At 51.3% G+C, this 21,324-nt stretch carries 19 protein-coding genes and 1 tRNA gene; 2 read left to right on the top strand and 18 right to left on the bottom strand.

Annotation, left to right across the window (positions count from 1 at the left end):
* Nucleotides 1–71 precede the first annotated feature (71 nt).
* The 8 genes from secG to IJ22_RS19870 all read right to left on the bottom strand — a co-directional run bounded on the left by secG (nucleotide 72) and on the right by IJ22_RS19870 (nucleotide 8,473).
* Complete coding sequence (gene secG, locus IJ22_RS19835) at nucleotides 72–308, bottom strand: preprotein translocase subunit SecG (protein ID WP_054819205.1); 237 nt, start codon at nucleotides 306–308, stop codon at nucleotides 72–74.
* 124 nt (nucleotides 309–432) lie between these two features.
* A complete protein-coding gene (locus tag IJ22_RS19840; protein ID WP_054819204.1) occupies nucleotides 433–1,149 on the bottom strand; it encodes a M50 family metallopeptidase in 717 nt (238 codons plus the stop codon).
* 122 nt (nucleotides 1,150–1,271) lie between these two features.
* Nucleotides 1,272–2,564, bottom strand: a complete 1,293-nt coding sequence (gene eno, locus IJ22_RS19845) for a phosphopyruvate hydratase (RefSeq protein WP_062410055.1) — start codon at nucleotides 2,562–2,564, stop codon at nucleotides 1,272–1,274.
* A gap of 35 nt (nucleotides 2,565–2,599) precedes the next feature.
* Entirely contained in the window at nucleotides 2,600–4,153 is a 1,554-nt protein-coding gene (gpmI, locus tag IJ22_RS19850) for a 2,3-bisphosphoglycerate-independent phosphoglycerate mutase (RefSeq protein ID WP_062410056.1), read from the bottom strand.
* A gap of 1 nt (nucleotide 4,154) precedes the next feature.
* Nucleotides 4,155–4,907 (bottom strand): triose-phosphate isomerase, encoded by a 753-nt coding sequence (tpiA, locus tag IJ22_RS19855; RefSeq protein ID WP_062410057.1) that lies wholly within the window; start codon nucleotides 4,905–4,907, stop codon nucleotides 4,155–4,157.
* A gap of 14 nt (nucleotides 4,908–4,921) precedes the next feature.
* Nucleotides 4,922–6,103 (bottom strand): phosphoglycerate kinase, encoded by a 1,182-nt coding sequence (locus IJ22_RS19860; protein WP_062410058.1) that lies wholly within the window; start codon nucleotides 6,101–6,103, stop codon nucleotides 4,922–4,924.
* A gap of 251 nt (nucleotides 6,104–6,354) precedes the next feature.
* Nucleotides 6,355–7,359, bottom strand: a complete 1,005-nt coding sequence (gene gap, locus IJ22_RS19865; RefSeq protein ID WP_062410059.1) for a type I glyceraldehyde-3-phosphate dehydrogenase — start codon at nucleotides 7,357–7,359, stop codon at nucleotides 6,355–6,357.
* An 85-nt stretch (nucleotides 7,360–7,444) separates the two neighbouring features.
* Nucleotides 7,445–8,473 carry a sugar-binding transcriptional regulator gene (locus IJ22_RS19870; RefSeq protein ID WP_054819206.1) on the bottom strand — a complete coding sequence of 343 codons (1,029 nt, stop codon included), beginning with the start codon at nucleotides 8,471–8,473 and terminating at the stop codon, nucleotides 7,445–7,447.
* 270 nt (nucleotides 8,474–8,743) lie between these two features.
* On the opposite strand from IJ22_RS19870, the gene IJ22_RS19875 reads away from it, so the two are divergent.
* Together IJ22_RS19875 and clpP are read left to right on the top strand one after the other, a co-directional pair.
* Nucleotides 8,744–8,815: transfer RNA gene (locus IJ22_RS19875), tRNA-Arg, on the top strand.
* A 162-nt stretch (nucleotides 8,816–8,977) separates the two neighbouring features.
* Nucleotides 8,978–9,559 carry an ATP-dependent Clp endopeptidase proteolytic subunit ClpP gene (clpP, locus tag IJ22_RS19880; protein ID WP_062410060.1) on the top strand — a complete coding sequence of 194 codons (582 nt, stop codon included), beginning with the start codon at nucleotides 8,978–8,980 and terminating at the stop codon, nucleotides 9,557–9,559.
* 157 nt (nucleotides 9,560–9,716) lie between these two features.
* Here clpP and IJ22_RS19885 read toward each other — a convergent pair whose 3' ends face one another.
* The 10 genes from IJ22_RS19885 to hisJ form a co-directional block, all read right to left on the bottom strand.
* Nucleotides 9,717–11,492, bottom strand: coding sequence for a stalk domain-containing protein (locus tag IJ22_RS19885; RefSeq protein WP_062410061.1), 1,776 nt, complete (start codon nucleotides 11,490–11,492; stop codon nucleotides 9,717–9,719).
* A gap of 455 nt (nucleotides 11,493–11,947) precedes the next feature.
* Nucleotides 11,948–12,217, bottom strand: coding sequence for an HPr family phosphocarrier protein (locus tag IJ22_RS19890; protein ID WP_054819201.1), 270 nt, complete (start codon nucleotides 12,215–12,217; stop codon nucleotides 11,948–11,950).
* A 247-nt stretch (nucleotides 12,218–12,464) separates the two neighbouring features.
* Complete coding sequence (gene whiA, locus IJ22_RS19895; RefSeq protein WP_062410062.1) at nucleotides 12,465–13,394, bottom strand: DNA-binding protein WhiA; 930 nt, start codon at nucleotides 13,392–13,394, stop codon at nucleotides 12,465–12,467.
* 5 nt (nucleotides 13,395–13,399) lie between these two features.
* Nucleotides 13,400–14,389 (bottom strand): gluconeogenesis factor YvcK family protein, encoded by a 990-nt coding sequence (locus IJ22_RS19900; RefSeq protein WP_062410063.1) that lies wholly within the window; start codon nucleotides 14,387–14,389, stop codon nucleotides 13,400–13,402.
* Nucleotides 14,386–15,285, bottom strand: coding sequence for an RNase adapter RapZ (gene rapZ / locus IJ22_RS19905; RefSeq protein ID WP_062410064.1), 900 nt, complete (start codon nucleotides 15,283–15,285; stop codon nucleotides 14,386–14,388). Before rapZ ends, IJ22_RS19900 begins: the two co-directional genes overlap by 4 nt.
* Nucleotides 15,286–15,339: 54 nt before the next feature.
* Entirely contained in the window at nucleotides 15,340–16,290 is a 951-nt protein-coding gene (locus IJ22_RS19910; RefSeq protein ID WP_062410065.1) for an ROK family glucokinase, read from the bottom strand.
* A gap of 163 nt (nucleotides 16,291–16,453) precedes the next feature.
* Nucleotides 16,454–17,401, bottom strand: a complete 948-nt coding sequence (trxB, locus tag IJ22_RS19915; RefSeq protein ID WP_054819198.1) for a thioredoxin-disulfide reductase — start codon at nucleotides 17,399–17,401, stop codon at nucleotides 16,454–16,456.
* Between the two features lie 89 nt (nucleotides 17,402–17,490).
* A complete protein-coding gene (locus tag IJ22_RS19920; RefSeq protein WP_062410066.1) occupies nucleotides 17,491–19,230 on the bottom strand; it encodes a tetratricopeptide repeat protein in 1,740 nt (579 codons plus the stop codon).
* Between the two features lie 174 nt (nucleotides 19,231–19,404).
* Nucleotides 19,405–20,355: a ribose-phosphate diphosphokinase gene (locus IJ22_RS19925; RefSeq protein WP_062410067.1), complete on the bottom strand. Its 951-nt coding sequence runs from the start codon at nucleotides 20,353–20,355 to the stop codon at nucleotides 19,405–19,407.
* A gap of 113 nt (nucleotides 20,356–20,468) precedes the next feature.
* Complete coding sequence (hisJ, locus tag IJ22_RS19930) at nucleotides 20,469–21,284, bottom strand: histidinol-phosphatase HisJ (protein WP_062410068.1); 816 nt, start codon at nucleotides 21,282–21,284, stop codon at nucleotides 20,469–20,471.
* Nucleotides 21,285–21,324 lie beyond the last annotated feature (40 nt).

Raw genomic sequence — 21,324 nt, forward strand, 5'->3', positions numbered from 1 at the left:
ACGCATACTCCCTGCTTAAGAAACAAAAAACAGCAGGAGTAACTTTCCCCTGCTGCCATATATTTATTAGATTAGGCTCTTACGAAATAAGCCACAATCACAGACAAAACAAAGAACACTACTGCGAGCACCATCGTAAGACGGGATAAAAAAAGCTCCAAGCCGCGTGCCTTTTGCTTACCGAACAGGTGTTCCGCCCCCCCGGAGATGGCACCGGATAAACCCGCACTTTTGCCCGGCTGCAGCAGAACCGCCGCAATTAAGCCAAGCGAAGCAATTACCAGTATAATTTTCAATGCAACTTCCATGAAATTCCACCTCCTGCGGGATCACACCGATCTTGTCCGAAAAATAGACAGCAACCATATTATATCACATAAAAAAACCGCTGACAAATCGAAATGATTCATCAGCGGATTCTTAAGCCGCCGGTCATTCTTCATAACGCGGTTGAAATGCGCGGGTATGATCCCGGCTCTTCCTCGGTTTACGGCCGCCAAAGAATAAGCGGAGCGACCGGGACGCGCACCATAGAGAAAACACGGTAAAGAAAATAGCCCAACCGAGGGCCGGTATGAGGGTAGCCTGAGCCAAGTTCGTTGCATCCCCAGCAGCAGCCGGATCCTGCATGGCATACAGAACCAAAGAGAACGACCCGAATACGGCTTCCTCCAGCATCAGGAATGACAGGAGAAGATAATATCCGTCCCGCAGCAACCGGGGCACAAAAGCAAGCATGACGATATTCAGCAGCACGAAGCCGATCAGCCACATGATTCCATATTCATTGCGGACAAACAGGACCAGCGAAAGAATAGCCACCAATGTAATCGTCTGCAAGCCCAAACGCTCTTTGCCCTTCGCCCTGGCATAAAACATGAACCAGGCGAAAAGCGATGCAAAAGTGTACCCGGCCAATGAAATCGGAATCAGGCTCCAGCCGCTGGATATTTGCGAATAGGTGACTCCGCTATGATTAGCATACAGCTCAATGAACATCACATGGCCCGAAAGCGCAAGCGTCATGATCGCATGGGCGAATTCGTGAATCATCGTATTTAAGCTGCGGAAAAAATGATTGAAGGGAATCAAATGCGTAAGAAAAGCCGATGCCATCAAGAACAATACGGTCTTTATCAGATTACTCATTGGATCCCCTCCGGGTCTGCGTCAGGCTGAAGCTTTTTCGTTCCCGATGATCCATCGCGGGATAAGCCGGGAACGAAAAAGTTCAAAGCCGGTCTGGCAGCTATAATATGATTTAGAACAGATTACTTAAAGCTTTTCAGGTTGTAAAAGGCCGATTTGCCTGCGTATTGAGCTACATCGGACAGTTGATCCTCGATGCGGAGCAATTGATTATACTTCGCTACGCGGTCCGTACGGGAAGGCGCTCCCGTTTTGATTTGGCCGGCGTTGGTAGCTACCGCGATGTCCGCAATCGTGCTGTCTTCGCTCTCGCCGGAACGGTGAGAGATGACAGCTGTGTAGCCTGCACGCTTCGCCATTTCAATCGCATCGAACGTCTCGGTCAAGGAACCGATTTGGTTGACCTTGATCAGGATCGAGTTGCCGATGTTCTGCTCAATGCCTTGGGAAAGACGGTTCGTGTTTGTCACGAACAGGTCGTCGCCCACCAGCTGTACTTTGCTGCCCAGCTTATCGGTCAGCAGTTTCCAGCCTTCCCAGTCATCTTCGGAGCAGCCGTCTTCGATCGTAATGATCGGGTATTTCTCAACCCAAGAAGCAAGGAAATCTACGAATTCCGCAGAAGTGAACGATTTGCCTTCACCCTCGAGGTGGTATTTGCCGTCTTTGAAGAACTCCGTAGAAGCAACGTCCATGCCCAGGAACACATCCACGCCCGGCTTATAGCCCGCACGCTCAATCGCGGCAATGATCGTTTGAATCGCTTCTTCATTGGAGCCAAGGTTAGGAGCGAAGCCGCCTTCGTCGCCTACGGCAGTGTTCAGGCCCTTGTCCTTCAGGACCGCTTTGAGGCTGTGGAAAATTTCCGCACCCGTACGCAGCGCTTCTTTGAAGGACGGAGCGCCCACCGGCAAGATCATGAACTCCTGTACGTCCACGTTGTTATCCGCATGCGCACCGCCGTTGATGATGTTCATCATCGGAACCGGCAAGGTTTTGGCATTAAAGCCGCCAAGGTATACATACAGCGGAACGTCGAGCGCTTCCGCCGCTGCGCGGGCAACCGCCATGGAAACGGCGAGGATCGCATTCGCGCCGAGCTTGCTTTTATTCGGCGTACCGTCAAGCTCGATCATGCGCTTGTCGATACCCACTTGATCGAGTGCATTCATGCCGATGATTTCCGGTGCGATGATGTCGTTCACATTCTCCACGGCTTTGAGCACGCCTTTACCAAGGTAGCGGGATTTGTCCCCGTCACGAAGCTCTACCGCTTCATAAGCGCCTGTCGATGCACCGGATGGAACGATAGCGCGGCCGCGCGCTCCGGATTCCAGGAATACTTCCACCTCAACGGTCGGATTGCCGCGGGAATCAAGCACCTCACGGGCGTACACATTGGAGATTACAGTCATTGCTAGATACACTCCTTGTCTTTTTTAATCAAATGTCAGTTATGTTTAACACTTGCTGCCAAAAGCGACTTTCCGGTCATTTCCTCCGGCTGGGCTACACCGAGCAGGTCCAGCACCGTCGGGGCGATATCCGCCAAAATGCCATCGTTTCTTAGTGTAACACGACTGTCGGTAATAATGAAAGGTACAGGATTGGTCGTATGCGCGGTATTGCGCGATCCGTCCGGATTGGTCACGATATCCGCATTGCCGTGGTCAGCCGTTATCAAGGCAACGCCGCCTTTAGCCAGAACGGCTTCGACCACTTGACCCAGGCAATCATCGGTGGCTTCGACCGCCTTGATCGTAGGCTCAAGCAGACCGGAGTGGCCGACCATATCCGGATTTGCAAAGTTTAAGATAATGACATCTTGTCTTTCGGCTTCGATTTCCGCAACGGCCGCCGCCGCAACCTCATAAGCGCTCATCTCGGGCTTCAAGTCATACGTGGCTACTTTAGGCGAGTTGATCAAAATCCGTGTCTCGCCCGGCAGTTCGACATCCCGGCCGCCGCTGAAGAAGAACGTAACATGCGGATACTTCTCCGTCTCGGCGATGCGAAGCTGCTTCAGACCGTTTTGCACCAGCACTTCACCAAGCGTGTTATCCAAGTTCTTCGGCTTATAAGCCACATAACCGCCAACGGTTTCGCTGAATAAGGTCAAGCAGACATAATATAAATCCTTGGGAGCCTTCTCCCCCCGGTCAAAGCCGCGAAAATCGCTGTTGGTAAAGACCTGGGACAGCTGAATGGCACGGTCAGGCCGGAAATTGAAAAAGATGACCGAATCTTCCGATTCAACCAAACCGACAGGCGTACCGTCGGGCTTTACGATGACCGTCGGCATAACGAACTCATCGAACACCGAACGGTTATAAGAATCCTTGATCGCGGCCATCGGGTCCTCAAAAGTCGGCCCCTCGCCGTACACCATCGCACGGTAAGACTTCTCCGTACGCTCCCATCGCTTGTCGCGGTCCATCGCGTAGTACCGGCCCTGTACCGTAGCGATTCGTCCTACGCCGAGCTCGGCAATTTTGTTTTGCAGCTGTTCCATATACTTCACAGCGCTGTCCGGAGCTACGTCGCGGCCGTCCAGGAACGCATGAATGTATACGTCCTCGAATTTTTCCTTTTTGCATACTTCCAGCAGGGCAAACAGATGCTCGATATGGCTATGTACCCCGCCGTCGGACAACAGGCCGTACAGATGAAGCTTTTTCCCTTTGTTCCGTGCATGGTTGATCGCGCCAAGGATGGTTTCATTCTCGAAAAATTCGCCTTCCCGAATCGATTTGGAAATCCGGGTTAAATCCTGATACACAATCCGGCCGGCGCCGATGTTCAAATGGCCTACCTCGGAGTTGCCCATCTGGCCCTCCGGAAGACCTACGGCTTCCCCGCAAGCGGTAAGCGTCGTATGCGGAAACTGGTTCCAGTACCGGTCATAATTCGGTTTTTTGGCTTGAGCAACGGCATTTCCCTGGACTTCGCCGCGCAGTCCAAAGCCGTCCAGGATAATAAGGGCTACCGGTTTGGGTCTGGCCATCTTACTTAGCCCCCTCAACCAGCGCGATGTAAGATGCCGGCTCCAGGCTCGCACCGCCCACCAAGGCACCGTCGATGTTAGGCTGCTGCATGTATTCGGCAATGTTGTTCGGTTTCACGCTGCCGCCGTACTGAATCCGTACGGCTGCCGCCGTCTCTTGTCCGTATAAGCCGGAGATCAGCTCGCGGATATAGCCGATCACATCTTCCGCGTCGGCAGCGGTGGAAGACTTGCCCGTTCCAATCGCCCAGATCGGCTCATAAGCGACAACCACTTGCGCCGCTTGCTCAGCGCTAAGACCGGCGAAAGCCGCCTCTGTCTGCACTTTGCACACGGATTTGGTTTGACCCGCTTCCCTTTCCTCCAGCTTCTCGCCCACGCAGACGATCGGCGTCAAGCCGTGCTTGAACGCGGCATGCACTTTTTTGTTCACTGTTTCATCCGTCTCCGCAAAATAAGCACGGCGTTCGGAGTGACCGATGATGACGTAATCCACACCGAGATCCTTCAGCATGACGCCGCTGATTTCGCCTGTGTAAGCACCGCTGTCTTCAAAATGCAGGTTCTGGGCGCCCACCTTCAGCGAGGTTCCTTTTACCGCTTCCACCAATGCAGGCAGATTCGTAAAAGGCGCGCAAATGACGCTTTCAACCCCGTCGGCCTCAGCCTTGCCTTTGACATCATTTACAAAAGCTACAGCCTCCCGCACCGTTTTGAACATTTTCCAGTTGCCCGCAATAATCGGTTTACGCATGTTTGACTGCCTCCTTACTTATCATTCAAGGCGACCACGCCCGGAAGCGCCTTGCCTTCCATAAATTCCAAAGAAGCGCCGCCGCCCGTGGAGATGTGGTCCATCTTATCTCCGAGCTGGAACTTCTCTACCGCAGCCGCAGAGTCGCCGCCGCCAATAACCGTATAACCGGATGTCGCGGCGCAAGCCTCCGCCACGGCTTTGGTTCCGTTCTTGTAAGGCTCCAGTTCGAATACGCCCATCGGTCCGTTCCATACGATCAGCTTGGATTCGGCGATGGTCCGGGCATATAATTCGCGTGTTTTCGGTCCGATGTCGAAGGCTTCCCAATCTGCCGGGATCGCGTCAACCGGAACGACCTTGGTATTCGCATCCGCGCTGAATGCGTCTCCTACCACGACGTCCACAGGCAAAAGGAAGTTGACACCTTTCTCCTTTGCTTTACGCTCAAACTCCAGAACCAGCTCCAGACGGTCGTTATCCACAAGCGATTTGCCGATCTCATAGCCTTTGGCCTTGAAGAACGTATAGGACAAGCCTCCGCCGATGATAATGTTATCCGCGATTTCGATAAGCTTTTCAATAACGGCGATTTTGTCCTTCACCTTCGCTCCGCCCACAATCGCCGTGAAAGGACGATCCGGATGGTTGAGCGCTTTGCCGAGTACTTCCAGCTCTTTTTCCATCAGGAGGCCGGATACCGCCGGCAAATGGTGTGCAATCCCTTCCGTAGACGCATGCGCGCGGTGCGCGGCGCCAAAGGCATCGTTTACGTACAGATCGGCGAGCTCGGCAAAAGCTTTAGCCAGCTCCGGATCGTTCTTCTCTTCCCCGGGATAGAACCGCACGTTCTCCAGCAGGAGCACGTCACCGTCCTTCAGCTTTGCAACCTGCGCCTTCACCGCATCTCCGATCGCTTCATTCGCTTTGGCGACCGGCTTGCCGAGAAGCTCGGACAGACGCTCCGCCGCAGGGGTTAAACGCAGCTCTTCCACGACTTGGCCTTTCGGACGGCCCATGTGGCTGGCGAGGATTACCTTCGCTCCGCGTTCCGTCAAATACCGGATCGTCGGCAGCGTCTCACGGATCCGCGTGTCATCTGTAATTTTACCGTTTTCGAGCGGCACATTGAAATCAACCCGGACAAACACTCTTTTACCGCTTACTTCTACGTCTCGAATGCTTTTTTTACTCATCCTATTCATGCCCTCCAACCGGTTTTATCCTGCCCGCACATAAAAAATGTGGGAATGTCTCCTCATCTGTAAAGAACAGCCCGTCCCGTCATAGTCGGGAGTGCCGCAGAGCGTCAGCCTGCATCTTCGTTTCACGGATTCCTGCTGCCTTGCGGAAACGAATGTTTGGCTAACGCTGCGGGCACACCCTACAGCCCACGATGGCGAGTTTCTTTTAAAAAGATGATCAGAGCATTACCACAATTTTAACATTACAGACCTTTTTTCGCGATAAAGTTTGCCAAATCTACAACACGATTGGAGTAACCCCACTCGTTGTCATACCAGGATACGACTTTAACCATGTTGTCGCCGACCACCATCGTGGACAGAGCGTCGATCGTGGAGGAAGCAGGATCGCCGTTATAGTCGCTGGATACAAGCGGCTCTTCGGAGTAGTTCAGGATCCCTTTCAGCGGACCTTCGGCAGCCTCTCTCAACGCAGCGTTCACTTCGTCGACCGTTACGTTTTTGCTCAATTCAACCACCAGGTCCGTTACGGAAACGTTAGGTGTAGGCACGCGCATAGCCATACCGTTCAGCTTGCCTTTCAACTCCGGCAGAACCAGGGAAACGGCTTTCGCTGCACCCGTCGTGGACGGAATGATGTTCTCGGCAGCGGCACGTGCGCGGCGGAGGTCCTTATGCGGCAGGTCAAGCACTTGCTGGTCGTTTGTGTAGGAGTGAACGGTCGTCATCATCCCTTTTACGATACCGAACTTGTCATTGAGAACTTTCGCAAACGGAGCCAAACAGTTCGTTGTGCAGGATGCGTTGGAGATGATCGTATGGGCGGATGGATCATACTTGTCTTCGTTAACGCCCATAACGATGGTGATGTCTTCGTTGGTAGCCGGCGCAGAGATGATGACTTTCTTGGCGCCGCCTTTCAAGTGAAGCTCCGCTTTTTCTTTCGCGGTGAAGATCCCTGTGGATTCTACGACGATTTCCACGCCGTTAGCTCCCCAAGGCAGGTTCTCAGGATTACGCTCGGCAAACACTTTGATCGATTTGCCGTTGACGATCAATGCGCCTTCCGTAGATTCAACCGTAGCATCCAGTTTACCGTGCGTTGTATCATATTTAAGCAGGTGCGCCAATGTGTGTACGTCTGTCAGATCGTTGATCGCTACGATTTCAACCTCCGGATTGTTAAGAGCCGCACGAAATACGTTACGGCCGATACGTCCAAAACCGTTAATTCCTACTTTTACCATAGTAATTGCCTCCTAAAAATGGTTATGATGTGTCGTCTAACGGCCGCGGGCCGCTGCAACATATGTCAAGACAGGCCGGAGCCTATCAAGATGTCAGTCGTTGTACAATGTATTGCGCCGCCGCTTCATCGGTGATAAGCACATCTTCGTGCCCGTGCTTCAGCACCGAGACAATCGCTTCACCTTTGCTTTTGCCGCCGGCGATCCCGATCACCGTATCCATACGCTGAATATCTTCCATACGGAGCCCGATGGTCGGCATTTTGTGAAGGATGCGTCCTTCCCTGTCAAAATAATACCCGAACGCTTCGGCAAGCGCTCCGTCACGCTGCAGGCTCTCTGTCGTTTCACTATCCACCTTGCGGCGTCTGGCCATGACCATAGCGTCTCCTATGCCGTGCATGACCATCCGCGCCTTGCGGATAAATTGAACAATTTCGGAGATGTGATCATCCTGCATCAGCGATTGATAAGCTTCCTCGCCCAGATGATCAGGCACGTGCAGCAGCCGATAACGGGCTCCGGCCTTCTTGGCCATCGTGGAAGCAATCGTATTCGCCTGAAGCTCCACGCTTTCCCCTAATCCGCCCCGGGCAGGAACGAACCAGCATCCCTTCATTGGATTTGCAGCCGTCAAATGGTACGCGACTTCAGCCAGCGTGGACCCTCCGGTCACGGCAATGACTTCGTCCTCCCTGACCAGCTTGCGGAGTACAGAAGCGCCGGCGCGCCCCAGTTCCTTCTTCGTGTGAGGAGATACGTCCGAATCCCCCGGTACAATAACGACCTGCCTCAAGCCATAATGCGAGCGTATGCGTTCCTCCAAATCGGTAAGTCCGAACAAATCCTTCACCAGCGGTTCGATTTTCTCAAGCAGTTCTCTTCCGGCTGCACTGATGCGCATCCCGGAGGCCTCCACATCGATCAGCCCCTGCTCTTTGAGGAAATCCACTTCCCCGCGAAGCACCCGCTCCGTCATGTTCAATGACAGTGCCAGCGTCCTGCGGCCCACCATTCCGGAAACCAGGATATAGTGAAGTATGGTATACCGCTTCTTCAAGGTATCCACCAAATCAGGGAGAAGCTGCTGTTGAATAGAAAGGATCTCTCTCATGGATTCACTCCGCTCATATATGGACGTTTTTTGTCCCGGTACTGCATTTTTAGTCCCACATCTTCCAAAAAAAGAACTAAGCACTCTCACTTAGCTGAACTTATTATACTTCAATATGTTCCTTGCTTCAAGAGGCTCCCATTCGAATTTTTTCCCATTGGCCTGCAGCCTATTCATTCAAAACTTTTTGATTTATGGAGTTGCATTTATCAGCACGATAGATTATAATAACTTTTGCTGTCACCTTGAGACAACATCCTAATTGTATATGCGCCCGTGGTCCAATGGATATGACGTAGGCCTCCGGAGCCTGAGATCAAGGTTCGATTCCTTGCGGGCGCGTTGCTGTTTTTTGGTTTACAGAATAACGGCTGCCATAATGCTTTGGCATCTTTCGAAATACTCCATCAGGAGTTTTTTTATTTTCTTTGTTTGACCTTTCTTGACCTTTGTTTGATTTTCCGTTATGATGGTTATAGTTTAAATATAAGGAGGCTGCAGCTCATGAGTTTTATTCCTATGGTTGTCGAACCTGACGCAAGAGGGGAACGCGCCTACGATATTTACTCCCGTCTGCTTAAGGACCGCATTATTTTTCTCGGTAGTCCGATTAACGATGTTGTAGCCAATTCGATTATCGCCCAGCTGTTGTTCTTGACAGCAAGCGATCCGGACAAAGATATCCATCTGTATATTAACAGCCCGGGAGGCTCCATCACATCGGGAATGGCGATTTACGACACGATGCAGTTCATCAAGCCGGACGTATCTACGATTTGCGTAGGTTTGGCTGCATCGATGGGAGCATTCCTGCTCGCGGCAGGCGCCAAAGGCAAACGGTTCGCCCTGCCAAACAGCGAAGTCATGATTCACCAGCCGCTTGGCGGCGCCGAAGGGCAAGCCAGCGATATCGAGATCCGTGCAAGACGTATTCTGAAAATGCGCGACAAGCTGAATACCATTTTGGCAGAGCGTACCGGTCAATCCGTCGAGCGTATCGAAAAAGATACGGACCGCGATAACTTCATGTCGGCGGCGGAAGCGGTATCGTATGGCTTGATCGATAAAGTGATCGAGCGCGTGTAACACCGTCGCAATGAAAAAAGTCCTGAACGGCGAATAAGCCGAATCAGGGCTTTTTTATTGGCTTTCAGTCCTTTAAACCAGCTTTTGATTCTCAGCAAAAAAAGACCTTTCCCCACCGCTTTCTGAAAGCGGGAGAAAAAGGTCTTGTTGCGAACGATTATTGCGCCCGATCATCGAGCGGGTAGAAGATCAGGTCGAATGGAAGCGCAGACCCGGCCGGAGGGCTGAATTCAATATCCAACGACTCTTCCTTGCCCGTAGTTTTCGCCAAAATCTGCATACCGTCGAATGCGGTCATCACACCGGAGTAAGGAACCATACGGATTTCACCGTTGATTTTGATCGGCCCCTTAAACACCCCTCCTCTAGGAAGAATCATGACCGCCATCTTCCGCGGTTTATCCGCGTGAATTTTGTACACTACCCCATAGTTGCCGTCGTTGCGCACTTCTTGTCCACGCTGCGGATCATATCCGGGCTGGAACGGATCCGTCTTCCCATCCCCGATAACCAATCGTGACGGCGTAGTAAATGAGCTGGCATCAATGTTCCAGATCAGTTCGGAAACCGGGAATGTGCCGCGGACATGACCGTTATACGCAAGCTTCGGAAGCTGCAGTGCATTTTGTGTAATTTCCGGAGCGGTCACGAATGTAAACTGCACCTTTCCGCTTGTTTCCACATCGTAGAACAAATTCACCCCTTGATCGGGATAAAAATCCGGAAATTGCTTATATACAAATGTTTTTTGAGGCGGAATCGTCATCGTCTCGTTAATCGGATCGCCGATCAGGAAATCGACGGTTGCCTCGCTGCCGATCAAATTCGCATAAACGGAAGGCCATACCTCGCCTTTATTCGTCGTTTTGACCGTTACCGGTTTATCAGTCAGGTTGGTTGCCAGAATCGCCAGCGTCATTTTTTCTTTCGTTCCGTTAATATGATCCGCGTACAGACGTCCTTTGCCTTCAACATCATCCTGATACAAAATTCCTTGTTCGGTGAAGGTCTCCGGGCTGTCGCTGACAAGCAGCTTGCGGGAGCGGTCCTCCGTCACCTGCTTCGGCAGTTGGGGAAGTTCCCAGAAATTATTCCACAGTGTGCCCCAATCGGTCTTAATGTAACTGCCCACCGGCTTCGTATAGATCGGATATTCCACTTTGTTCAGATAGGTTTCATTCGTAATCACAAGGTTGCGGGTATAGGGCTCGCTCTTGTTGCCGTTACGATCCCATACCGTCAGCGTAATCGGATAAGTGCCGGGAGCGAAATAGGCCTCTTCCCTGCCCTGCCACTCGTACTTTGGAAGACCTTCCGCATCCGGGTCGTAACTCAGGTCCACAAATTTGACCGGTTCACCGATCTTGTAGGTCGGCTTGGCAAACGTAAACTTGGCAACGGGGTTTGAATTGCTTGTATCCGGATTGTAAATTCCCCGCGGAGGCTTCGTGTAAAGTACATCGACCCGTTTCAGCTCATCATTGTATGTATATCTCGCCCCCATGTAGTCGGCTAGCCAAGTCAGCTTGATCATCAGCTTACCGTTCACAATCGCAGCCACATCGTCAAAATGCTGCCAGTATCCGTTAATCCACACGGATTTGTTATCAATGTCGAGCATGATATTGTAACCCGGCGTATCCATTTCAATTTGCCGTTTGGATGCAATCCATTCCACTCTCATCCCGAAAGCATCGCCCAAAAACTTGGCGGGAACGAATGTCTTGTCCTTGATGATGGTCGCCGGAGCCTCCAGCGTAACCTGCTCCCCGTTCAGGAAAGCTTCCTTCTTGTTCAGGTAGAGTAATACATAAGTCGTCCCGGAAGATATCGGCGCTTCTTGTTCCGCAGCAGAAGCCATAGGGACCGCTACAAACGACAGCAGCATCGACATGATTAGCAACAAGGCCAATTCTTTCCTTATTCGTTTCATCCTTCTACTCCTCTTTGTGCAGCTCTTTTGGTGCCGTAAGAAAACCACTAACGAACTAGGTCGTCCCTTAATGAGCGACCGTGATTCAAGGGCAGGGTTTCTTGCAATAAAGAAAGTGTTTAACTACGCTGCAAATTTATACTTTCTTTATTATTCTTAAGAATTACTTCTCATCGAAGTCTTTTCTTAAAGCCGGAACGGCAGGGTGGCACAGCTCCCCGCTTCACAGGCGAGATGCTGTTTCCGAAACCGCCGGAAAGCCGAGCCCTCATAAGGCTTGTTTATGCGGATGTTTCCAGAAACAACAAAAAACCTTTTCCGGTTATAGCACGTCTATATAGACGCACGGCCCGAAAAAAGGTTGCGCTTTTTTCTGATGAATTTCTGCTTGTCCCTCCAGGTAAAATAAGGAAGCCCGCAAAAGAAAAAGCTTCCTTATCGGAAGCTTGCAGATCTTATTGGTTCTCCAATTCCTCTTTGCTCACTAATGCGACTAAAGCGTTTACAGCCTGTTCTGCGTCCGAACCTTCCGCACTTATGTGGACTTCGGTCCCCGTACTAATGGCAAGGCTCATAATGCCCATAATGCTCTTGGCATTGACTTTCTTCTCGTCTTTCTCCACAAAAATTTCCGAGGAAAACTTATTCGCTTCCTGCACGAAAAGTGCTGCCGGTCTGGCATGAAGGCCTGTTTTTAATTTGACGACTACTGGGCGTCTCGACATGCAACCAATACCCCCTACAATCTTAATTCCCAAAGGATGAAGGGCTGAACGCCCTAAGAGTAATTAAATTTCACCGTCCTATAAAGAAGGATGGTATCCCAAAACGATTCAGAGCGGAAACCTTGCCAAATCGGTAACCGTTCTGCATTCGTTAAAAAGCGATTTTTCAGTTATTATACCATTTTTCATTAGTTTACACTAGAATTATTGATAATTTACACAAAAAATCTACATTTAGACGAATTTCTCACGATTTCCTGAGCTTTTCCGCCAGTTCATCGATTTTTCTCAAACGGTGATTGACTCCGGATTTGCTGACTTGACCCTTCAGCAGATCCCCGACTTCCTTCAAATTCATATCCGGATGCTTCAAACGGATTTCCGCAACTTCCCGGAGCTTCTCCGGCAGATTATTAAGACCGACTTCTTTTTGCAGAAGGCGAATATTATCGATTTGGCGCACCGCCGCACCGATCGTTTTGTTCAAATTCGCCGTTTCGCAATTGACCAAACGGTTTACCGAGTTGCGCATGTCCTTCATGATCCGGACGTCTTCAAAACGGAGCAAAGCCTGGTGCGCACCGATTAAACTGAGAAACTCGATGATTTTCTCGCCTTCCTTGATGTAGAGGACAAATCCTTTTTTGCGTTCGATACAGCGGGCATTCAGGTCAAAATCATTGGCCAATTGGCACAAAGCCTGACAGTGCTCTTCGTACATCGAATAAATTTCCAAATGATAAGAAGAGCCCTCCGGGTTGTTGACCGAGCCTCCCGCCAGGAAAGCCCCTCGCAGATATGCCCTTTTGCAGCAGCTTTTCTTAATAATATCCGGCTCTATGCCCGGGGTGAACAGAAATCCCTCGGAAACAATCCGCAGCTCCTTTAAAATCTCCTGCACCTGATTGGGAACACGCACAATATATACGTTGTTCTTCTTCAGCCGCATTTTTTTGCGGACCAGAAGCTCCGTATGCACCTGAAACGTCTTTTTGAGAAGCGTATAAATCCGCCTTGCGATGGCGGCATTCTCCGTCGAGACATCCAATACAATCTTCTGACTGGAAACCTGGACGGCCCCATTCATACGAAGGAGGGCAGATAGCTCCGCTTTCTCGCAGCATTGCTCCGACTCCATCAAGGTAAGTTCTTTTTTCGTTTGGGCGGCGAAGGACATGGTAATCACCTCTTCTTGAACATCCAGCTCTCCACCAGTTGATAAATGTGCTGACTTAGCTTTTCCGCATCGTGACGTAAATAAGTTCGGAACAAGACGAGGCGGTCGGCAATGACCTTGTAGCCTTGCTTCGTCACTTCATCCAAATCCAGTTGAACGACCTTTGCGCCTTTTTCGGCATACCGGTTTTGAACCTTCTCGGGAATCTCTTCATTATTCACAATGACATAATCGAACAAATCCTGCCCGACATGATCTCGAATCGCTTTCAAATGGTCGCTCACTTTATAATCGTCGGTCTCTCCAGGCTGGGTCATTACGTTGCAAATAAACATTTTCAACGCTTGGGACGACACAATCGTCTCCGCGATCTCGGGTACCAGCAAGTTCGGCAAAATGCTGGTGTAAAGACTCCCCGGACCAACCAGTATAGCATCCGCCTGCCGCAAAGCCTCCAACGCTTCCGGCAGAGCACAAGCATCAGCCGGTTCGATCGATACGCGGCGGATGACACCGCCTGCCTGGGGAATCTTGGATTCCCCCTTCACAACGGTGCCGTCCTCCATCTCTGCGATAAGTACAATCGACTGATCCGAAGCCGGAAGCACGCGGCCGCGAACAGCCAGAACACGGCTCAGCTCCCGCACCCCGGTAACGAAATCACCGGTAATATCTCGCATCGCCGCTAACATTAGGTTACCCAAACTGTGTCCAGCCAAACCATTCCCTTTATCAAAACGATATTCGAGCAGTTGGCCCAGCAGCGGTTCCACATCCGACAACGCGGTTAATACGTTGCGGATATCGCCCGGCGGAATAATTTCAAGCTCGGAGCGTAAAATGCCTGAGCTCCCTCCGTCGTCGGCCACCGTGACGATAGCTGTAATATCCATGGGCTTCTGTTTAAGTCCGCGAAGCATGACCGACAGACCCGTTCCCCCTCCGATGACAACAATCCGCGGCCTGATTTTTCCCCTCTCATGGACAAGCGTCATTTCTTCACCTCAACCCGATCGCGTTCCGAATCCCGGTGAGTGACTCTGATCACTTCCGTTTCGCTATTGCCCATCATTTTACCGAGATATTCCGCAATCGCAACCGAGCGGTGCTTACCTCCGGTACAGCCGATACCGATGACGACTTGGCTCTTGCCTTCCTTCTTGTACTGGGGAATGAGGAAATGCAGCATATCGAGGAGCTTCGCCAAAAACTCCTGCGTCTCCGTCCATTTCATGACATAATCGTACACTTCCGTATCCTGCCCGGTGTTCGGACGTAAATGCTCCACATAATGCGGGTTGGGCAAAAAGCGAACGTCAAAAATCAAATCGGCATCAATCGGAATTCCGTATTTAAAGCCAAATGAGATTACATTTATAGATATGCCGCCTACCTCTAGGTTGGTGAAACGGGAAATGATCTTTTCTTTGAGCTGGGTTGGCTTCAAATTGCTGGTATCGATCACCTGAGTAGCCAGACCCTTTAGCTCCTCAAGCAGCTTCCTTTCCTGCTGAATGCCTTCCAGCGGCGCTCCTGTCGGAGCCAGAGGATGCTTGCGCCGGCTTTCCTTATAACGCTGCACCAGAACCGAATCCGTTGCATCGAGGAACAATATTTCATGAGTTAAAGTATAATTCTCGTTAATGAACCGAAGCGACTCCGACAGCGAAGTGAAAAACTCACGGCCGCGGAGATCGATCACAAGTGCTACTTTACCGATTCGACCTTTGGATTGCTCAATAAGCTCGGCAAATTTAGGAATCAAGACCGGAGGGAGGTTATCCACGCAGAAAAAACCCAGGTCCTCCAAGCTTTGCACCGCTATGGTTTTGCCGGCTCCGGACATCCCCGTAATGATCACCAGCTTGCCGAGAGTTTGCATTTCTTCCATGGGGTTCTTCTCCTTCCACTGCCCGGAGAAGCCGCAGGACGGCTCGATCCGGGTTTATCCCCGCAGATTAAGGCCGGCAGCGCCAACGACTCCGGCATCGTTGCCTAGAACAGCCGGGACGATGTCCACGCCTTCCTGCGCGGTTTCCTGAGTATGCTCTCTGTAGTGTTTACGGATCGCGTCAAACAGGATATCGCCCGCCTTGGATACGCCTCCGCCGACGATAAATCGCTGAGGATTTAAGATAACGGAAACGGTAGCCATCGATTTGCCGAGGTACAAGGCAGCGCGGTTGATAATACGAAGCGCCGTTTCGTCGCCGGTTTTGGCTGCGTCGAACACATCTTTAGCCATGATGTTTTCTACAAGTGCCAAAGAGGTACTCTCGCCGCGTTCCACCGCTTCCTTCGCCATTCGAATAATGCCCGTTGCGGATGAGACGGTTTCCAGACAGCCCTTTTTGCCGCAGCCGCAATCGATAGCCTCAAGGTCGGGAACAATCGCCATATGCCCCAGTTCGCCGGCCATACCGGAAAAGCCTTGGTAAATTCGGCCGCGGATAATGATCCCGCCACCGACACCGGTGCCAAGCGTATAGCAAACGATGTTCGGGATACCCGCGCCTGCACCCGCCCACGCTTCGCCAAGGGCCGCCACATTGGCGTCATTGTCGATTTTCACCGATTTTCCAAGCTTTTCTTCAAGAATTTTCTTCACCGGCACATTGCGCCAGCCCAGGTTGGGAGACAGCTTAACGAAGCCTTCGGAAATATCCATGAATCCGGCGATTCCCGCTCCGATCCCTGCAACCTGATCCCATGTATAATCGGACTCCGCCACCAGTTTGCGTACGTACTGCGCGATATTTTCCAACACCACGTCGGCGCCGTGCTCGGTACCGGTCGGCCCTTCGTCTGTGAGCAGCAGCTTGCCCTGCTCATTACATAAGCCCACCTTAATGGAGGTACCTCCCAAATCGACTCCGACGTATACTTGTTGTTCCATGCTTCTTAATCACCTCATAAAAATTGCCAATCTATGTTGTCCAAGACCTTTGAAGACCCGGCTCATATGCACTCTCTCTTGTTCCAACTATAAGCCAACGTCTACAAGAGGTCAAGCGAAGGCTAAAGAAAAAACGCGGAACGAAAGTTCCACGTTCAATCGATTAAAGAGACTGGCTCCAATCGTGTACCATATGCCCTTCAAGAAATTTTTCGCAATCCAGCGCAGCCATACAACCGCTGCCGGCAGCCGTAATCGCTTGGCGATACTTGCTATCCTGTACGTCGCCGCAGGCGAATACGCCTTCCACATTGGTCAAGGATGAACCCGGCTTCGTGATAATGTAGCCCAGCTCGTCGGTTTCGATTTGTCCGCCGAGGAAATCCGTATTCGGCTTATGGCCGATCGCTACGAAGATGCCGTCCGCTTCGATCAATTCTTCTTCGCCGGTTTCGTTGTTTTTCACTTTTAGACCGGTAACGCCTTTATCCCCGGATATAATCTCCAGCGGCGTACGGTTTAAGCTCCAAACAATCTTTTCATTCTCGCGCGCGCGATCCTGCATGATTTTGGAAGCCCTCAGCTCGTTTCTGCGGTGGACGATGCGTACTTCCGTTGCAAAACGTGTCAGGAAATTTGCTTCCTCCATCGCCGAGTCGCCGCCGCCGACCACGATAATCTTTTTGCCGCGGAAGAAAAAGCCGTCGCAGGTTGCACAGGTGCTGACGCCGCGGCCGATGCTTTCCTTCTCGTTCTTAATGCCGAGCAGCTTGGCCGATGCGCCTGTAGAGATGATCAGCGATTCCGCGACAATGTCTCCAAGACCTTCTACGTTGAGCTTGAACGGACGCTCGGAGAGATCCACCTTATTGACCCAGCCGGTTTTAAATTCAGCGCCGAAGCGTTCGGCTTGTTTACGCATATTCGACATCAATTCCGGCCCCATGATGCCTTCAGGAAACCCCGGAAAGTTTTCCACATCCGTTGTGGTGGTCAACTGGCCGCCCGGCTCCGGACCTTCGATAACAAGCGGGTTCAAGTTGGCGCGTGCCAAGTAGATAGCTGCCGTTAACCCGGCAGGTCCGGTTCCGATAACGATTGACTTGTACATATGGTTTCCTCCCAATCCACTGCAACTCTTAAAGCCGCTTCTTTACGGCCGGTTGTCAGCGTATTTTTTTCTATACCTTCATATTAAGGTTAAGACTCCAAGCTTGCAAATTTATCAAAGATGGCGTCCATCTTTTCTTTCAATCCGCAGGCTTCATCAATCAGCTTGGCATTCCTGCTGACGGTAGCTACCGATACGCCGTAGCGATCCGCGGTTTCCTGATAGCTGACAGGGCGTCGGTGCATCTTTGCCGTCAGGTATTCCAGGGCCGCTGCCCAGCCCTCCACTTTCGTGATTTTGGGCACGTTCGGAAATACTCTTGATAAGTATTCTACCCAAAGCGTTTGTAAATCGTACTGCTGCACCATATCGTAGCGGCGGAACATATACCGCATCGCCGTCTCCATCACCAGCTGCCATTTGGGATCCCATATCGGAAGCCCTGGAGCAAAAGGCGACGGGGCCACCGTTGTCTGATTCCCCTCCAGCACGGCCGTCAGCGGTTCTTTCACGCCGATACTGCGAAGAACGAAAATAGCCACCTTCTTCAGATAGTCATCCTCGCCCGGTTGTCCGATAAATTCAAGCAGCGCATCCTTCACCTCGTCATCGGCGATCAAGCCGAACGCTTGAATGACCTGCAGCTTCGTATGCGCGTCTCCATGCCGCAACGCCCAGAAAAAGGACGAACGCACCAACGGATCGCGCTTCAGGTGATCCGGCAAGCCGTTCTCCGTACGCTCGATTCCCCGAAACTGCTCCTCAAACGGCATATGATAATGATAGCTGACAGGCGGCTTCACCGCTTCGTCCCAATTCTTATTGAGCAAATTAAGATAGAACCTGGGAATTTCCGAACCGGGGTCGAACTTCGCCGCCTGCCGCCACCAGCGCTCAGCTTCCTCATAGCGGCCCGTATTGTATGCGGCTACGGCGGTATAGTGACACAAGCAAGGATCCGGACCCGTTTCGCCGGTTTTCAACAGACGCTTGAACAGCAAATAAGCCTTCTCATGCTCGTTCAAAATCCCCATAGTGGTCGCCAGCTTAAACGCATGATCCTGATGGAAAGGATACGTTTTGCGCAGCACTTCAAGCAGCCCGGCCAGACCCGCCTTATCACCGAAATGCTGGTAAAAAATCGCCAGATTGCACAACGCATGCAAATTGCCCGGCTCCAGCTCCAGCACTTGACGAATCATATCAACCGATTTTTCAAAGTGTCCCATGTAATAATAGGCCAACGCAAGGTTATTGCGCGCAGCTATGAAGTCGGGATGCTTGCGGATAATTTTCTCCAGCACCCGCACCGCTTCCGAAAAACGGCCCTCCTCCAGCATCGAACGCGCCCGGTCGTGCTCGAACAGCCCTTCCCGGCTCTTGATCGTCGTCAGCTTGGTGGGACGGTCGAGCTCGTAGCTGAGCAGCTCCATCATTTCTTCGGATTCTTCCAGAAACTGTCCGTTGGGGTCATTCTCCAGGTAATGGATAATCGCTTCTTCGGCCAGCTCGTAATTCTCCATATTGGCAAAATTGTTCGCCATATAAAAATAGCATTCCGTCATCGTAGGGTCGATCCGATCAAGCACATGCTGCAAAATGCGGTTGGATTCCTCATAATTTCCCATCTCGGACAGAAGCCCGGCCAGATTGCAATGATTCACCGGGTTTTCCGGTTCATATTCGGCCGCGCGACGAAAATACTTCAATGCCTTATCATAATGATAACGGTCCAAGGACTGAACGGCTTTTTCGAAAAAGAACGTGGCATCCATTTTCATCGGTACGATATTGCTGTGCTTGGGCGTCGCACGTTTTTTCTTCCCCATAGTAATAAGGCACCTCCGTAACCCGACCGGAATTCATGAGAAACCCTTCCTGAATATCCATTCGCAAAGTGCTCTCTAAATCGCCGGAGTAATATTGATTCTTAAGTATACCACAAGATGACCCCAAACTGTTAGTTCCTGTTTGTCGGGGTCATCCAATAAATGTATTATAAGTTATACACCGCCATATTTAAACAAAGAGCTAAGCGATCCGCCGGACATGATGATGTTGATGGCATCCGACAGCAAAGTGGCCACGGACAATACTTGGAACCGGGCCGAATGATCTTCCGGAATGGCGATGGAGTCCGTAATCACGCATTCCTTGATGTTCGGATGATCCAGACGCTGCAGCGCCGGTCCGGAGAACACCGGGTGTGTCGCACACACGTAGGCATCGTTCGCCCCGCGCTCCTTGAGGCCTTCGACAACGTTGACGATCGTCGTTCCCGTATCGATCAAATCCTCAATGATGATCGGGGTTCTTCCTTCAACTTCTCCGATGACATGCGTGATAACCGCTTCGTTGTGAGCGGGTCTTTTTTTGATCATCATAGCGAACGGCGCGTCAAGAATGTTGGCCATTTTCTCTGCAGTCGTCGCCCGTCCCGCATCCGGTGAAACGATGATCGGATTGGGAATGTTTTTCTTCTTAATGTAATCACTGATCAAATCCAGTGCCGTCAAATGGTCCACCGGAATGTTGAAAAAGCCTTGAATGGCCGGAGCATGCAGATCGATGGTGATGACGCGGTCCGCACCGGCTGTAGTCAGCAGGTCCGCCACCAGCTTCGCCGAGATCGGTTCCCGGGGCGCCGCTTTTCGCTCTTGGCGGGAATAACCATAGTAGGGAACGACAAGATTGATCGTTCTCGCCGATGCCCGTTTGGCGGCATCCATCATAACGAGAAGCTCCATGAAATTCTCATTGATCGGATGGGAAAAGGTCTGCACTAGGAACACGTCGCAATTCCGGATGCTTTCCTCATAGAGACAGTAGATTTCCCCGCTTTTGAAACGGGACAGCTTGATCTGGCCGAGCGGTACATCAAGCTCCTTGCAAATGCGCTCCGCCAATCTCGGGTTGGACGAACCCGAAAAAATCTTCATTTTGTCGCTGTACATGGTTACCTCCGCTTGTGCTTATGTTACGTGGGTCATCAAACGACGCCGCAAGTATTGCAAAAAATGGTATTTTACATCATTTTAATAAAGCTACTACCCTATTATACATCATATTAGGGGAATCCAATAGGCATCATTAGCCGTTTCCGGCCTTTAAATGTGGCTAATTCTTTAAAACCGACATCACGAAGCAGATCTACCGCCTGATCCAGATATTGTCCCAGCCGCTCCGGCTGGTGAGCGTCCGAGCCGATCGTGAGCGGAATACCCAGCTCCAGCGCATATTCCAGCATCCGGCGGCTTGGAAACATTTCGTTGACCGGCATACGCAGACCGCTGGCATTCAGCTCGATGGCCATGTCTTGTGCTTTTACCGCTTCCAAAACTTGGCGTTCGAGGTGCTCCACGCTTTGCTCCGGCTTGAAGCCGAACCTCTTGATCACGTCAATATGCCCGATATAATCATAAAAGCCTGTCCTGACGGCTTTACCTACTGCATCATAGTACTGTTCGTACACCTCGTAGGCGTCCCTCTGCTTCCAGCCGTCGGTTTGCCGGTAGTCGGTAATGTCCCATTCACCCAAAAAATGCACAGACCCGATAACGTAATCCCAGGGATATGCTTGAATGATCCGCTCGATGTCAGCCTCGTAGCCTTCGATATAGTCTCCTTCGAGCCCTACACGAATATCAATGCGGTCTTTATATTTCTCCCGCAGCATGAACGCTTCCTCAATATATTTCGGCAGTTCTTCCATCGGCATGGCCATGCCGGGATAATAGGCGGCCGGATCTACGTGCAGCAAGGGCATGTGATCGGACAGCCCGAGCTGGGTGAGTCCGATCTCAATGCCCTTCAGCACATAGTCCTCCAGTTCACCCGACGCATGGCCGCATCTTACATGGTGCGTATGATAATCAATGCGCATAGAGCGATTCTCCTTGCCCGGCCAGCGGTTCCATGTTCTT

The organism is Paenibacillus naphthalenovorans (genome assembly GCF_001465255.1).
Taxonomy (GTDB): domain Bacteria; phylum Bacillota; class Bacilli; order Paenibacillales; family NBRC-103111; genus Paenibacillus_G; species Paenibacillus_G naphthalenovorans.